Origin of the sequence: Phyllobacterium sp. OV277 (assembly GCF_900104355.1) — a bacterium.
In the GTDB taxonomy this organism is placed as follows: domain Bacteria; phylum Pseudomonadota; class Alphaproteobacteria; order Rhizobiales; family Rhizobiaceae; genus Phyllobacterium.
Genome location: NZ_FNIY01000002.1, coordinates 655,378 through 669,125, shown reverse-complemented (window position 1 = coordinate 669,125; position 13,748 = coordinate 655,378). Strand labels below are relative to the sequence as shown.

The window sequence follows — 13,748 nt, the reverse complement described above, 5'->3', positions numbered from 1 at the left end:
TGTGCCTTGCTCTTGGACTCATTCAATGATTCCCTGAGGTTACAACTCGATTCGGGGAGGATGCTTTATGCCGCGTCTCTTTACTGCCCTCGAGATCCCGAGGGACGCCGCTCTCTCACTATCGCTCTTACGCGGTGGTTTGCCAGGCGCTCGCTGGATCGATGTCGAAAACTATCACATCACACTGCGCTTTATCGGTGATGTCGAAGGCCATGTGGCCGATGAGGTAGCCAATGCGCTCGACCGTATAAGGCGACCATCATTCACACTTCAGCTTTCGGGCGTGAATGCATTCGGATCAAAGAAGCCCCATAGCGTTTTTGCCGCCGTTTCACCATCGCCAGACATTCAGGCGCTTCACGGCGAAATCGAGCGCATTTGCCAAAGGCTGATGCTACCGGCTGATCCCCGTAAATTCACGCCGCATGTCACGCTGGCGCGGTTGCGCAATGCCCGCAACGAGGAAGTGGCGCACTATCTCGCCTCACGCGGTAATTTCTCCACGATGCCCTTCAACATCGGGCGCTTTGTCCTGATGTCATCGCGCGATTCAGTGGGGGGAGGCCCCTACATCGTCGAGGAGGCTTGGCCTCTGGAATCACCTCGCACCTATCAGAAGAGTTTTGAGAGGCCTTTGGAAGCCTTAAGAACCATCAGATAGACACGCTCAAAGTCTGCCCCGGTTCCATAATAGGGATCGGGTATCTGACTGGCTTCACCAAGTGCGACCTCATTGAACAGACCGGTCTTCGCCGTCGCTTTTGCCGGACGCCGAGCCTCGATGGCTGCCACATTGGCGCGATCCATACCAAGGATCAGGTCGAAGTCCGAGTAATCCTCAGCTTTGAGCTGTCGGCAGCGCTGGCCGGAAATATCAATCCCATGCTGCTTCGCTGCAAGAATCGAGCGTTCATCCGGTGCTTCGCCGGTGTGATAGCCATTGGTTCCTGCGGAGTCTATGAGAACCCCCTGCCCTTTTCCTTCCTCGGCAAGCACCGAGCGAAACACGCCTTCGGCCAGCGGAGAGCGACAGATATTGCCCAGACAGACAAAAAGAACAGAGCGAAGCGGATGGGTTTTCATGGGCGGTTGCACTATGGTCTGGAGGAAAATGATTTGATGTATATGAGGAAACCCATAATGGCACGCAACCGGTTAGATGCCAGCGAACTTGATAAAGCCCTGCAGGAACTGACCGGCTGGTCCAAAATGGGAGATCGCGAAGCTATCCATAAATCATTCAAGTTCGAGGACTTCAACGCAGCGTTCGGTTTCATGACCCGCGTCGCTCTTATCGCCGAAAAGATGGACCATCACCCTGAGTGGTTCAATGTCTACAATCGCGTTGATGTAACATTGGCCACCCATGACGCAGATGGCATCACAAAGCTTGATGTCACAATGGCCGAAGCCATGAACAGTTTTGCCGCCAATTGACGATATTATTGGAAAAAGTCTTGTAGCCGTGACCAGCTCTTACCATGTTTTCCTTTGTATCCGGGCCTATAAATCTGTGTTCCGGCATTCAACAGCTTGAAGGAAGAGGAATGGATAACGTCAAAATTGGTGAAATTCTGCAGCCGGGTAGCGAGTACGATCAGCGCTCCCGCGAGGAGACCGTGCGTGCGCGGTTCTGGAAAACTGCACGCAAAGCAGCCAAGTCCATCCCCTTTCTCGATGAGGTCATTGCGGGTTATTACTGCGCTCTCGACCCTTCCACTCCGTTCAGGGTTCGCGGCATACTGCTTGCGGCGCTTGCCTATTTCGTCATGCCGTTCGACGTTATTCCCGATTTCATCTTCGGCCTCGGGTTCACCGATGACGTGGCCGTGCTCATGGCGGCGCTGAACGCCATACGCAACCACATCACACCGGCACATCGTGAGGCGGCAAAGAAAGCGATCGAGGATCTCGACAAGGGTAATTGAGTTTAAATCTGCCGAGATCTGACCTCTTGTCGGGGTGTTTTTCCATCACATCCCCGTGATAGGGTGAAATGTCAAAGTGTCGCCGCTTTTATTCCGCTGGAGTGACGCCGCGAAATTTTGGATAAACAACGTGATCTTCTCGCTTACAAAAATCGCTTTTTTGACCCCGTCTTCACCGTTTGGTAACCCAGATTAAGTCAAATTAAGAGAAAGCGAACTGGACAATGCGGCTTCACAGCTCTTGCCGGTTCGTAAGTTATGAAGTGAACGACAAAAACTGGTAGGTAACATGTTTGGAAAATCAATCGTAGCGACCTCTGTGCTCATGCTTGGGCTGACAGGGACGGCTCTTGCCCAGACCCCAAGTCAAATCAGCCAGTTCAACGCATGGGGCGCCTATAGCTATCAGCAGGGCAAGGGGAAGGTTTGCTATGTCCTGTCCGTGCCTGTCGACAAGCAGCCTGTAAAGCTCGATCACGGCGACAACTTCTTCATGGTCAGCCAGAAGCCCGGACAGAACGTCAGCTTCGAACCACAGTTCAAGGCGGGTTATGATCTTCAGGTGAATTCGAAGGTCACCGTTACCATCGATGCGCGCAGCTTCTCCATGTTCACCAATGGTAGCCATGGCTGGATGGAAAACGCGGCTGAAGAACCGCAGCTGGTTGCAGCCCTTCGTACTGGTCATACCATGTCCATCAATGCGGTTTCCAAGCGCGGCACCAAGACCAGCTACACCTATTCGCTCAAAGGCGTTTCGGCTGCGCTCAAGGCCATCGCCACCTGCAAATAGGTCTATCGACCCTTCCCCTATGGAAAGGCCGGACAACAGTTGTCCGGCCTTTTTGCATGTGGAGGTGACGGCACGGCCAGAACGTGGTATGAGCCGCGCTTCACGAAAGAATGTTAGAAAATCCTATGTCTGTTTTGCCTGAGACCCAGTCGTTTGCCCGGGACAAATCCCGTGATGCCATGCTTGCCGCTATGAATGGCAAGCCAACACTGATCGGCCTGTCACGCGCCGAGATGGGCGAAGCATTGGCTGAGATCGGCGTGGCCGAACGACAGATCAAAATGCGTGTCGCACAGCTCTGGCACTGGCTCTATGTGCGCGGCGTGTCGGATTTCGCTGATATGCTCAACATTTCCCGTGACATGCGCGAACTGCTGGATCGCCATTTCACCATTGCCCGGCCTGAGATTGTCGAGGAACAGATTTCCACTGATGGTACCCGTAAGTGGCTTTTCCGCTTTCCACCGCGCGGCGCGGGACGTCCGGTAGAAATCGAAACCGTCTATATTCCCGAAGAAGGCCGCGGCACGCTGTGCATTTCCAGTCAGGTTGGTTGCACACTGACCTGCTCTTTCTGCCATACCGGCACACAGAAGCTGGTCCGCAACCTGACCGCAGAAGAAATCCTCTCGCAGCTTCTGATCGCGCGTGATCGGCTCGGTGATTTCCCGGATCGCAACACGCCCGATGGCGCCATTGTGCCTGCCGAAGGCCGCAAGGTCTCCAACGTCGTTATGATGGGTATGGGCGAGCCGCTGTACAATTTCGAGAACGTAAAGAAGGCATTGTTGATCGCCTCTGACGGTGATGGCCTGTCACTGTCGAAGCGCCGCATTACCTTGTCCACATCAGGCGTTGTTCCGGAAATCTATCGCACCGGTGAGGAAATCGGCGTCATGCTCGCTATTTCCCTGCACGCAGTAAATGATGATCTGCGTGACATGCTGGTGCCCATCAACAAGAAGTACCCACTCAAGGAACTGCTTGATGCCTGCCGCGCCTATCCGAGCCTGTCTAATTCCAAACGCATTACCTTCGAATATGTGATGCTCAAGGGTGTTAACGACTCGCTTGAAGATGCCAAGGAATTGGTGCGTATGCTCAGGGGCATCCCGGCCAAGATCAATCTTATACCCTTCAACCCATGGCCCGGCGTTAACTACCAGTGCTCGGAATGGGAACAGATTGAAAAATTTGCCGATTACGTCAACAATGCCGGCTATGCCTCGCCGATCCGCACACCGCGCGGCCGCGATATTCTGGCGGCCTGCGGACAGTTGAAGTCGGAATCGGAACGGATGAAGAAGACTGACCGTCTCGCCTTTGAAGCGGCCATGATCGCTGGGCACGGCGAAGATTGAGCCAGTTCGCCCTCTACCTCTTCCGCTTTACCCTGATCGTATTCGGTTTTGTCTGCGCTATTTTCGCAGCTTCGCTCTTTCTCAACCTGTTGCTGCTCGGCAGCTCGGAGTTGATTGGCAGCGATGGCCCGTTTCTTTATCTCACCGTTCCAGCCTTCGCCGTGGTCATCGGTTATAGCGTGTTCATACCGGCTTTCATTCTCATCGTATTTGCAGAACTGACCGCCTGGCGCGACTGGCTCTTCTATACGCTTGGCGGTGCGGCAACCGCTGTGGTCGTCATCGTCTGGAAGTGGCGCCCGCAAACGGAAGATATTGATACTTTTGCAGCAATTCTTGCGACAGGCGTTGTTGGCGGTTTTGTCTACTGGCTCGTTTCAGGACGCAGCGCCGGATTGGTCTTGCCAACCCGGCCAAGCGATCCTCGCGCTTAAAACCGCAGCTTCTATTTCGCCTGCGCCATCAGAATTTTTGCGGCGAACGCCGAGAACACGCCAGCAAACAACCAGTCGGTCACGCGGGTTACTGTTGGATTCTTTTTCAAAAGGCCAGCAAAGCGATCAGCCGCAAGAATCATCGGCGTAACAACAGGCAGCGACAGCGGAATGAAAAGCAGGCCGAGGAAGAAGAGCTTGCCCGGCGCATGCGGATCATTTGCGGAAACAAACTGCGGCAGGAAGGTCATGAAGAACAGGATGATCTTTGGGTTGAGCAAATTAATGCCAATCCCGGTCAACCAGTTCTGGAACAGCGTATGCGAGGGGCCACTTTTCTTTTCCGGCGAAAACGCAGAACCCTTGCGAATAGCCTGAAATGCAAGCCAGACAAGATAGCCCGCACCTACAATCTTGAGAACAAAAAAAGCCGTCGGCGACGCAATAATCAGTGCGGAAAGCCCGAGCGCTACCATCGTCGTATGGACGACAATCCCGCAATTGGCACCCGACAGGCAGGCAAAACCCGCGGCCTTGCCTTCGGATAGGGCCCGGCCAACAAAAAGCGTCATGTCGGGTCCCGGTGTAATGGACAAGACAAAGGTCGCAATCGCAAATTGCAGGATAATCGGCCATTCTGGAATGAAGGTCATCGGGCGCTCCGTCAAAAACTCGCGGAAGCTAACGCGGACGCATTGTTTTGACCACTCGATTTTGACGGTTCTTGGCGTTTTTCTTTTATCGTTACCTCAAGGGCTCAGTTCTCTCGGCGCTGCACGGCGACTATGCGCTGTACGAGACTGCGAAACTGCGCAAGCGCGGGCACAGGATGGGCCTGACGCATGGCCAGAAGCAGGGGCGCTATCAATCTTGAGCTTCCTGCAACCGCTTTATAGACAATACCTTCTCCACCCAGACGCTGCATGGATGCGGGCACAAGAGAAATTCCGAATCCCGCGGCGACCAGACTGAGCGTCGCTGTTAAACGCGGCGCCTCCTGTGCCACAACAGGGCTAAATCCAGCTTCGCGGCACGCCGTGAGGATCGTATCATAAAGGCCCGGCCCCGCCGATCGGCGATAAAGAATAAAAGGCTCACTGGCCAATTCCGTCAGCAGCAATCGTGACGCGCTATCCGTTGCAAGCCGGTGTCCGACCGGAAGTGCAACAAGCATCGGCTCTTCCAGCACTGAATCGATCCGCAAACCCGGTGTACGACCAACAGGCGAGCGAATAAAGGCGGCGTCCAGTCGTTCGTGCAGAAGCGCATCCACCAGTTCAGCAGTGCCTGCTTCTTCAAGCGAAACCGAGACCTGTGGGAGGTTTTCACGAAAGGCACGCAGCATCTTCGGCACAATAGGGTGAAGGGCAGCAGAACTGGTGAATCCTATGGCAAGGTGACCTTGCTCGCCGCGCGCTGCCCGGTGAACCATGTCGGCAACGCCATCGGCACGCGCCAAAATGATCCTCGCCTCATCAAGCAGCACTTTACCGGCCTCCGTCGGGCGAACCCCGCGCGGCAGACGGTGCATCAGAAGAACCCCAAGATCCGCTTCAAGACTTTGAAGGAGCCGTGTCAGCGGCGGTTGTTGCATACCCAATCGCTCCGCCGCACGCGTTACATGCCCTTCTTCTGCAAGAGCAACAAAGGCTCGCAACCGCCGCAGATCAATCAAAGCCATACCTTTTAAGTATTAAAATTGCCAAAACCATGCATTGGAAATCATAGGGCGAGGAGGTTATTCTGCCAACATACAATTTTACGATTGAGGTATCAGCATGCTCCACGCCCTCCCATCCCCTGCCGGTCCGATAGCCATTATTCGTGCAGGAGGCCTGTCGTGAGCTGGTCCGCTGAACAATATGTCAAATTCGAAGATGAGCGCACACGTCCCGTGCGTGATCTCCTGGCTGCGGTTCCGGGCGTCTATGCCCGCTCTATTGTCGACATTGGCTGTGGCCCCGGCAATTCCACCGAAGTTCTGATTGCCCGTTTTCCAAAAGCCGCGGTAACGGGAATAGACAGTTCTGACGATATGGTAGAAGCGGCCCGCAAGCGGCTGCCTGAAGTCACATTCGAGGTGGCCGATATCGCACGCTGGAACGGCAACGGACCTTATGACGTCATCTTGGCCAATGCCGTCATCCAGTGGCTTCCCGATCACGCCACGCTCTTGCCGAATCTGATCAGCAAGCTGGCAACGGGTGGTAGTCTTGCCGTCCAGATCCCTAACAATCTCGATGAGCCAACGCATCGGCTGATGCGGGAAATCGCATCCGACGGGCCATGGGCCGCCAAGTTGTCGGCAGCGGCTGGCCAGCGGTCGCCACGGCAAAGCGCGGAATGGTATTATCGCGTATTGCGCCCAATATCCTCCAAGGTCGATATCTGGCAAACCACGTATCACCATCCACTCGCCGGTGGTGCGCCAGCCGTTGTAGAATGGTTCAAGGGGACGGGTCTGCGGCCATATCTTGATCCACTTGATGAAAACGAACGGGCGGCCTATCTCGAACGATACACACGGGCGGTCGCAAAGGCTTATCCGGCATTGCCGGATGGCACTGTCCTTCTCCCCTTTCCACGGTTGTTCATGGTCGCCACGCGCTGAAAGCAAACTTTCAAAACACGCAAAGCAAACTTCCAATGCAAATGGCGGCCAATTGGCCGCCATTTGCATTTAGAGTTTCAAAATGCTGACATCAGGCAGCCTTAATTAAATACCTTTCCCCAGTCAGTTGAAAAACGTGTTCTGTAATGACACTGCAATCATTGCACGCCAGAACGGACCAGTATTTCAGCCAGAGAGCCGTATGGTTTATTATCGAACAACATCTGCCGCATGTGGCAAGGCGCCCTATGGTTTTGGCGCCTGGAGCCAACCAGCGCTTGCTATCAGCCTTATTATCCTGTGGGCAGCACTGGCTATCCTTTTCAACCATGTGCCGGAGATCGATAAATCAGTCACGTCACTGTTCTTTTTTGCGTCTGATTGCGTAACGACTATTGGTGCCAAGATTTGTGGAGATTTCCCGGCGGCAGAGGTTCCTCTCCTCAAGACATTGCGGCGCGCTTTTTATGCGCTTCCAATCGTGGCAGCTTCCGTGATTGTCACGATTGCCTTGCGCGATCTCGCCTCCGGTCTGCGCTGGAGCCATGAAAGAATCCGCATCTCAACCGTGGCCCTCATCACACTGGCCGTAGGACCTGGACTGCTGGTCAATGCTTTCATGAAAGAATTCATTGGACGTCCTCGCCCGGCGAACGCCCTGCTTTTTGGCGGCGAACAACCCTTCGTGGCAGCTGCGCAGTGGTCGAATGCCTGCCAGCACAATTGCTCTTTCGTTTCGGGAGAGGCTGCGGGCATAGCCTGGCTTATCTGCCTACTCCCTCTGTGGCCACATGAAGTAAGGCGAAGACTGGCGCTGCCCATAATGGTCATCATCATTGTCACCGACGTGCTGAGGGTTGCTTTCGGTCGGCACTACATTTCCGACGTGATACTGGGGTCTCTCTCAACGGTGATCGTCTTTTGTGTGTTGACCTGTCTTTGCGAGATCTGGACCTCGCGCCGCTTTCCACTGCCTGATACGCGCGATCAAAGCTGATCTTGCCAACATTGCCCCAACTGATAAAAGAACCCCACCTTCATTAAAACGACAGCAGGGCTGCTAGGCAGTCAGGGAAACAGAATGAACAAGTGGAAAGACGTCAAGAAAGTCGTGCTGGCCTATTCGGGCGGTCTCGATACATCGATCATCCTTAAATGGCTGCAAACGGAACTCGGCGCAGAAGTCGTTACCTTCACCGCTGACCTTGGTCAGGGCGAAGAGCTGGAACCAGCGCGCAAGAAGGCCGAGATGCTCGGCATCAAGGAAATCTATATCGAGGATGTGCGTGAAGAATTCGTCCGCGATTTCGTCTTCCCGATGTTCCGCGCCAATGCCGTTTATGAGGGCGTCTATCTGCTCGGTACATCCATTGCCCGCCCATTGATCTCAAAGCACCTCGTGGAAATTGCCGCCCGTACCGGCGCTGACGCGATCGCCCATGGCGCGACCGGCAAAGGCAATGACCAGGTGCGTTTCGAGCTTTCCGCCTATGCGCTGAACCCCGACATCAAGGTTATCGCCCCATGGCGTGACTGGACTTTCAAATCCCGTACCGACCTTATTGAATTTGCCCGTGAGCATCAGATTCCGATTGCCAAGGACAAGCTCGGCGAAGCTCCGTTCTCAGTCGATGCAAATCTCCTGCATTCGTCTTCCGAGGGTAAGGTTTTGGAAGACCCGTGGCAGGAGGCACCTGAATATGTGCATCAGCGCACCATTTCGCCCATGGATGCACCCGACAAGGTGACTGAAATCGAGATTGCCTTTGAAAAAGGCGATGCCGTGGCCATTGATGGCAAGCCGCTTTCACCGGCAACACTGCTGAAGACCCTCAACGATCTGGGCCGTGACAACGGCATTGGCCGTCTCGATCTGGTCGAAAATCGCTTTGTTGGGATGAAATCACGCGGCGTCTATGAAACACCCGGCGGTACGATGCTGCTCGCGGCGCACCGCGCCATGGAATCGATCACGCTGGATCGCGGTGCGGCCCATCTCAAGGATGAGTTCATGCCCCGCTATGCGGAACTCATCTACAATGGTTTCTGGTACTCGCCAGAGCGCGAGATGCTGCAGGCCATGATCGACAAGAGCCAGGACGATGTGGAAGGCGTCGTGCGCCTCAAGCTCTACAAGGGCAATGTGATGGTATCGGGCCGCAAATCGAAGAAGTCGCTCTATTCCGATGCACTCGTCACCTTTGAGGATGATCGCGGCGCCTACGACCAGAAGGATGCAGCGGGCTTCATCCGCCTGAACGCCCTGCGCCTCCGGACACTGGCTGCTCGCAAGCGTAACAGCTGATTTTAGCAAAATGCGGATGATGACGGGGCGCAAGCCCCGTTTTTCGTTTGGGTGACAAGCTTTCTGGCCCTGTTGACTTGTGGTCGCTCTATTGCCGCCTTAGATGTTAGAACCACAGTCCATCATCTATGCCGGAGCTTTCCCATGTCCTTAGAAAAAACGTCTATCAACCCTGCATTGACGGACTGGACCGGACCGCTCGGGCTCCCTGATTTCACAGCCTTTACAGACAACGATTTCGCTCCAGCCTTTGACGCAGCTCTTGCGGCTGATCTTGCCGATGTGGAAGCTATCGTCAATCATCACGAAGCGCCGACCATTGAGAACACGCTGAAGCCATTGCAACTATCAGGTGAAGGTCTGGATCGCGTGTCGTCCATCTTCTGGTTACGCGCCGGTGCGCACACCAACGAGGCGATTCAGGCCCTGGAGCGTGTCTTCGCGCCCAAAATGTCGCGCCATTACTCATCGATCATGATGAACCCGCTACTGTTTGCCCGTATTGATTCGCTCTACGAGCAGCGGGATTTCCTTGGCCTCGATGCGGAAACCGACCGAGTTCTGGAAAAGACATGGAAAGGCTTTGTACGCAGCGGTGCGCGGCTCGATGAGCAAGGCAAGACCCGTCTTGCCGATATCAATGAAAAACTGGCCAGCCTCGGTGCGCAGTTCGGTCAGAATGTCCTCAAGGACGAAGCTGATTGGGCGCTGTTCATAACCGATGAAGCACAGATGAAAGGTTTACCCGATTTTGTCCGCGCCGCCATGCGTGGCGCCGCTGAAGAACGGGACCGGCCAGACGCCTGGGCGGTCACCCTCTCCCGTTCGATCATTGAGCCCTTCCTTTCCTTTTCAGAGGACCGTTCCCTACGCGAAAAGGCGTTTCGAGCCTGGGCCGCACGCGGCGAGAACGGTGGAGCAACGGATAACCGCGCCATCGTTGCCGAAATGGTGTCGCTGCGTGCCGAAAAAGCCAAGCTGCTTGGATATCACAGCTTTGCTGCCTACAAGCTTGACGATACTATGGCCAAGACACCCAAGGCCGTCATGGATCTGTTGGAACCTGTCTGGGACAAGGCGCGCAACCGGGCTGCTGAAGAAGAGATTGATCTGGAACGCCTGATCGCTGCAGAAGGCCGGAACCACAAGGTGGCGCCGTGGGACTGGCGCTATTACGCCGAAAAGCTACGCAACGAGCGCTTTGCCTTCGACGAGGCGGAACTCAAGCCCTATCTCCAGCTCGAAAAGATTATCGAAGCCTGCTTTGATGTGGCTACGCGTCTTTTCGGCATCCGCTTTGAAGAAAAGACCGGCATTCCAACCTGGCATCCCGATGTGCGCGTCTGGGAAGTGCAAAATCCTGACGGCAGTCGTCGTGGCCTTTTCCTCGGCGACTATTTCAACCGGCAATCCAAGCGCTCCGGTGCATGGATGAGCGCGTTGCAATCGCAGCACAAGCTTGATGGCGGCCAGAAGCCGATTATCTACAACGTTATGAACTTTGCCAAACCTCCAAAGGGTGAACCAGCGCTTCTTTCGCTGGATGGCGCACGCACGCTTTTCCACGAGTTTGGTCATGCGTTGCATGGCCTCCTGTCAGATGTGACATGGCCTGCCGTATCGGGAACGTCGGTTTCACGTGATTTTGTCGAACTGCCATCACAGCTTTACGAGCATTGGCTGACGGTGCCGGAAGTTTTGGAAAAATACGCTGTTCACTATCGGACCGGTGAAGCCATGCCAAAGGCGCTGCTCGACAAGGTACTTGCGGCCAACACGTTCAATGCCGGTTTCAATACGGTGGAGTTCACCTCCTCCGCACTGGTCGATATGGCCTTCCATGCGGACGGCACGCCGCCAGTTGATCCGATCCAATTTGAAGCTGATACGTTGAAGAGCCTCTCCATGCCTGACGCCATCATCATGCGTCATCGCACCCCGCACTTTACCCACGTATTCTCAGGCGATGGTTACTCCGCCGGTTACTATTCCTACATGTGGTCGGAAGTGCTTGATGCCGATGCTTTCAAGGCGTTTGAAGAGACCGGCGATGTTTTCAACGCTGAGCTTGCCAAGAAACTGAAGCAATATATCTATTCGGCCGGCGGCAGCCGCGATCCGGAAGAATTGTACAAGGCCTTCCGTGGCAAGATGCCAACACCGGACGCGATGATCGAAAAGCGCGGTCTCGCCTGAAATCAAAAAACCCGCCGCACTCGGTAGAGCGCGGCGGGTTTCTGATCGATCAAGCCTTGGCAAATGCCAGGAGTTCCTTGTTGAGTTGATCCTTGTGGGTCGTTGCCAGACCATGCGGTGCGCCCGGGTAGATCGTCAGCTTCGAGCCTTTGACCAACGTTGTGGCGATTTTGGCCGAGTCGTCGATTGGCACGATCTGATCGTCATCCCCATGGATAAACAGGGTCGGTATGTCGAACTTCTTCAGATCTTCGGTGAAATCCGTTTCCGAGAATGCCTTGATACAATCAAGTTCATTCTTCAGCCCACCCTGCATACCTTGAAGCCAGAACGCATCGCGTACACCTTGCGAAACCTTGGCGCCCGGACGATTGGCTCCATAGAACAGTGTCGTCAGGTCCTTGAAGAACTGCGAGCGATCAGCAGCAACACCATCGCGAATGCCATTGAACACTTCGATCGGCAGACCACCGGGGTTGGCTGCTGTTTTCAACATCAGCGGTGGCACAGCGCCGACCAACACAGCCTTGGCCACGCGCTTGGTGCCATGGCGACCAATATAGCGGGCAACTTCACCACCACCAGTTGAATGGCCAACGTGAATGGCGTCTTTCAGATCAAGCTTTTCGACAAGTTCGGCCAGATCGTCGGCATAGGTATCCATGTCATTGCCGTTCCACGGCTGACTGGAACGGCCATGGCCGCGCCGGTCATGCGCAATGGCACGGTAGCCGTTCGAGGCGAGGAAAACCATCTGATCTTCCCAGGCATCGGCATTCAGCGGCCAACCATGGCTGAACACAACCGGTTGTCCTTTGCCCCAGTCCTTATAGTAAATTTCGGTGCCATCTTTCGTCGTGAATGTTGTCATGACCTTATGTCCTTTGACTGGCTCTTTGGATTTGGTTTTGTTCGGCTTGTCTGCTGCTTGCGCATCGCCGACCTTGAGACTGACGGCAGCAACAAGACCTGCACTTGCTGTCAGAAAGGAGCGGCGGGACGTCAGAAGAGTTTCTTTCTTGCTCATGGTCGTCATTCCCGTGAGCCGCTGGATTAACCGCGGCCTAGTTGATGGAGATACGAACGTTCAGATTGCTGCGGGTGGCTTCCGAATAGGGGCAGACGATGTGTGCGCCATCGACGATTTCGCGTGCAGTTGCCGCATCGATGCCGGGCAATGTCACTGCCAGAGCAACATCAAGGCCAAAGCCTTTGCCGTCTTCGCGCGGACCAATGCCAACTGTCGCAGTAACCGATGTGTCGTCGGACAATTTGATTTTCTTCTGCGAGGCAACGAACTTCATTGCACCGATGAAGCAGGCTGAATAACCGGCGCCAAACAACTGCTCGGGATTGGTACCTTCCGCCCCATTGCCGCCGAGTTCCTTCGGTGTCGACAACGTCACTTTGAGGCGGCCATCCTCACTGGATGCACGGCCATCGCGTCCGCCGGTTGCTGTCGCTTTGGTGGTGTAGAGAATGCTCATGGTGGGCTCCTTGGGTTGTATCGATTATTCGATGCATATTAAGTTGCACACAATTTAATTGCGCGCAATAGAAAATTACATGTGAGTTACGAAAAATTAAATGGTGCGCAATTTAATTGCTTTGTGTATGTTAGGCGGAAATGCGGACGGAGTAATGACAATGGAAAAGACAGGCATGAACAATCAGGAATCTCTCCTCAAGCTGGAGAACTTCCTCTGTTTCGCTATCTATTCCACCGCCAACGCGGTGACGCGCGCCTATCAGCCTCGTCTTGCTGCGCTGGGCCTGACCTATCCGCAATATCTTGTGATGGTCGTCCTGTGGGAAGAAGAAAACCAGACCGTGAAGGCAATCGGTGACAAGCTCAGTCTGGATTCCGGTACGTTGACGCCCCTGCTCAAGCGATTGGAAGCTGCGGGGCTGATTACACGCCGCCGCGACACAGTGGATGAGCGTCAGGTTTTAATTGGTCTAACTGCTGATGGGCGGGCGATGCGCGCACAGGCCGAGGCCGTACCTATTGCCATGGGTAAGGCCTTCGGATGCACTATGGATGAGGCAAAATCCCTGAGATCGGAACTGATCGCCATGCGGGACAATCTGGTGGAAAGTATCGACGAGGTAAAATAGCG

At 54.7% G+C, this 13,748-nt stretch carries 16 protein-coding genes; 11 read left to right on the top strand and 5 right to left on the bottom strand.

Translation table 11 applies throughout. From position 1 onward, the window contains the following. Positions 1-67: 67 nt before the first annotated feature. Complete coding sequence (gene thpR, locus BLU05_RS09235; RefSeq protein WP_091879423.1) at positions 68-661, top strand: RNA 2',3'-cyclic phosphodiesterase; 594 nt, start codon at positions 68-70, stop codon at positions 659-661. Here the strand turns inward: thpR and BLU05_RS09230 are convergent. Next, positions 613-1,083 carry a low molecular weight protein-tyrosine-phosphatase gene (locus BLU05_RS09230; RefSeq protein ID WP_091879421.1) on the bottom strand — a complete coding sequence of 157 codons (471 nt, stop codon included), beginning with the start codon at positions 1,081-1,083 and terminating at the stop codon, positions 613-615. The two genes, thpR and BLU05_RS09230, sit on opposite strands and share 49 nt — an antisense overlap. A gap of 57 nt (positions 1,084-1,140) precedes the next feature. On the opposite strand from BLU05_RS09230, the gene BLU05_RS09225 reads away from it, so the two are divergent. From BLU05_RS09225 to BLU05_RS09205, 5 genes are all read left to right on the top strand, one after another. Further along, complete coding sequence (locus tag BLU05_RS09225) at positions 1,141-1,437, top strand: 4a-hydroxytetrahydrobiopterin dehydratase (protein ID WP_091879420.1); 297 nt, start codon at positions 1,141-1,143, stop codon at positions 1,435-1,437. A 110-nt stretch (positions 1,438-1,547) separates the two neighbouring features. After that, positions 1,548-1,928 (top strand): YkvA family protein, encoded by a 381-nt coding sequence (locus BLU05_RS09220; protein WP_091879418.1) that lies wholly within the window; start codon positions 1,548-1,550, stop codon positions 1,926-1,928. A 289-nt stretch (positions 1,929-2,217) separates the two neighbouring features. Then, positions 2,218-2,721 (top strand): invasion associated locus B family protein, encoded by a 504-nt coding sequence (locus BLU05_RS09215; protein WP_091879417.1) that lies wholly within the window; start codon positions 2,218-2,220, stop codon positions 2,719-2,721. A gap of 179 nt (positions 2,722-2,900) precedes the next feature. Next, positions 2,901-4,082: a dual-specificity RNA methyltransferase RlmN gene (rlmN, locus tag BLU05_RS09210; RefSeq protein ID WP_244518307.1), complete on the top strand. Its 1,182-nt coding sequence runs from the start codon at positions 2,901-2,903 to the stop codon at positions 4,080-4,082. Then, positions 4,079-4,516, top strand: a complete 438-nt coding sequence (locus tag BLU05_RS09205; RefSeq protein WP_091879414.1) for a hypothetical protein — start codon at positions 4,079-4,081, stop codon at positions 4,514-4,516. Before rlmN ends, BLU05_RS09205 begins: the two co-directional genes overlap by 4 nt. Before the next feature lie 11 nt (positions 4,517-4,527). Here the strand turns inward: BLU05_RS09205 and BLU05_RS09200 are convergent, their stop codons facing one another. Both BLU05_RS09200 and BLU05_RS09195 read right to left on the bottom strand, forming a co-directional pair. After that, positions 4,528-5,169, bottom strand: a complete 642-nt coding sequence (locus tag BLU05_RS09200; protein ID WP_091879412.1) for a LysE family translocator — start codon at positions 5,167-5,169, stop codon at positions 4,528-4,530. Positions 5,170-5,273: 104 nt separating this feature from the next. Then, positions 5,274-6,197: a LysR family transcriptional regulator gene (locus BLU05_RS09195; RefSeq protein WP_091879411.1), complete on the bottom strand. Its 924-nt coding sequence runs from the start codon at positions 6,195-6,197 to the stop codon at positions 5,274-5,276. A 159-nt stretch (positions 6,198-6,356) separates the two neighbouring features. Between BLU05_RS09195 and tam the strand changes: the two genes are divergently transcribed. The 4 genes from tam to BLU05_RS09175 all read left to right on the top strand — a co-directional run bounded on the left by tam (position 6,357) and on the right by BLU05_RS09175 (position 11,628). Next, complete coding sequence (tam, locus tag BLU05_RS09190; RefSeq protein WP_091879409.1) at positions 6,357-7,127, top strand: trans-aconitate 2-methyltransferase; 771 nt, start codon at positions 6,357-6,359, stop codon at positions 7,125-7,127. A 202-nt stretch (positions 7,128-7,329) separates the two neighbouring features. Then, a complete protein-coding gene (locus tag BLU05_RS09185; protein WP_091879408.1) occupies positions 7,330-8,124 on the top strand; it encodes a phosphatase PAP2 family protein in 795 nt (264 codons plus the stop codon). A gap of 84 nt (positions 8,125-8,208) precedes the next feature. Next, positions 8,209-9,432, top strand: coding sequence for an argininosuccinate synthase (locus tag BLU05_RS09180; RefSeq protein ID WP_091879406.1), 1,224 nt, complete (start codon positions 8,209-8,211; stop codon positions 9,430-9,432). A 144-nt stretch (positions 9,433-9,576) separates the two neighbouring features. Then, a complete protein-coding gene (locus BLU05_RS09175) occupies positions 9,577-11,628 on the top strand; it encodes a M3 family metallopeptidase (protein ID WP_091879405.1) in 2,052 nt (683 codons plus the stop codon). A 49-nt stretch (positions 11,629-11,677) separates the two neighbouring features. On the opposite strand, the gene BLU05_RS09170 is transcribed toward BLU05_RS09175, so the two are convergent. Both BLU05_RS09170 and BLU05_RS09165 read right to left on the bottom strand, forming a co-directional pair. Next, on the bottom strand, positions 11,678-12,499 hold the full coding sequence (locus tag BLU05_RS09170; protein WP_091880205.1) for an alpha/beta fold hydrolase: 822 nt from the start codon (positions 12,497-12,499) through the stop codon (positions 11,678-11,680). A 193-nt stretch (positions 12,500-12,692) separates the two neighbouring features. Beyond that, positions 12,693-13,115, bottom strand: a complete 423-nt coding sequence (locus tag BLU05_RS09165) for an organic hydroperoxide resistance protein (RefSeq protein WP_091879403.1) — start codon at positions 13,113-13,115, stop codon at positions 12,693-12,695. Positions 13,116-13,269: 154 nt separating this feature from the next. On the opposite strand from BLU05_RS09165, the gene BLU05_RS09160 reads away from it, so the two are divergent. After that, positions 13,270-13,746, top strand: coding sequence for a MarR family winged helix-turn-helix transcriptional regulator (locus BLU05_RS09160; RefSeq protein WP_091879402.1), 477 nt, complete (start codon positions 13,270-13,272; stop codon positions 13,744-13,746). Positions 13,747-13,748: the final 2 nt, after the last annotated feature.